Origin of the sequence: Amycolatopsis kentuckyensis (assembly GCF_002155975.1) — a bacterium.
In the GTDB taxonomy this organism is placed as follows: Bacteria; Actinomycetota; Actinomycetes; order Mycobacteriales; family Pseudonocardiaceae; genus Amycolatopsis; species Amycolatopsis kentuckyensis.
In genome coordinates, this window is record NZ_MUMI01000791.1 from 1 (window position 1) to 1058 (window position 1058).

At 69.2% G+C, this 1058-nt stretch carries 1 protein-coding gene; it reads left to right on the plus strand.

Annotation, left to right across the window (positions count from 1 at the left end):
• Positions 1-1058, plus strand: a 1058-nt coding sequence (locus tag CCN39_RS50520; protein WP_158104627.1) for a serine integrase family protein, incomplete at both ends; no start/stop codon positions are given.

Here is a 1058-nt window from a genome sequence, read left to right on the forward strand (position 1 = left end):
GTCCCTGATCGAGGACGCCGCCGACTCCGAGTACGAGTCGTACAAGACCCACAAGCGGGTCACCCGCACTGCGGCCGCCCAGGCCCGCGCAGGCCGACCGTACGGGCAGGCGCCGTACGGGCTCATGCCGGTGTACGACCCGGCGACCGGGAAGCTGCAGACCTGGACCGAGGACCCGACCCGCTCGATGGTCGTCCGTGAGCTGTTCCGGCTCCTGGAGCTCCACGTCCCCACGGCCGAGATCGCCCGGCGATTCGAGCGGCGCGGATACACGAACCGGGATGGCCGGCCGTTCTGCGGGCCGCACCTGATCGACATGGCGCACCGGGCCTCGTACGCCGGTCTGCGGTCCTACAAGGGCGAGCTGTTCGAGGGCGTATGGGACGGGATCGTGCCGAGGGACCGCTACTGGAACGTGCAGCGCATCCTCGGCGCGCCCGGGCGGGTGACCTACCGGGGCGGTGGCACCAGGTACGAGCTGACCGCCGGTCTGAGGTGCGGCAGATGCGGCGGCCTGACGAGGGTCGAGTACAACGGGCCGGGCGGCGTGCGGCACGGCCGGAAGCCTGCCTATAGATGCCAGGAAGGTCACCTGACCATCGAGAAGGCTCCGGTCGACGACCTGATCATCGGCCAGCCCGACGACCTCGGCGTGCTGCTGCAGTTCCTCTCTCGTGACGATATCTACGAGATCTTGACTGCGCCGTCCAGCGACGACCCGACGGTTATGGAGCTGAAGGCGCAGCTGACCCAGGCCCGCGCGGACCGCGACGAGATGAGGGCGGCCAAGGGCGCGACCCTTGCTGAAGTGCTCGTGCTCGCCAACTCCCTCGCGGCGAAGGAGGAAGAGGTGCAGGCCCTGGAGGAGCGCGAGCGGGAACTGACACTGCCCTCGGTAGTCCTGAGCATCATCAAGCCAGGCGCGGACGTCTGGGCCACGTGGCAGGAGATGCCGGTCGCCGGCCGCCGCCAGTTGGTGAGGCTGTTCCTGTCGCCCAAGTACCTCGGAATCCCCTACATCCTGCCGAGCCCCCGGACGGGCCCCAACCAGCCCATCG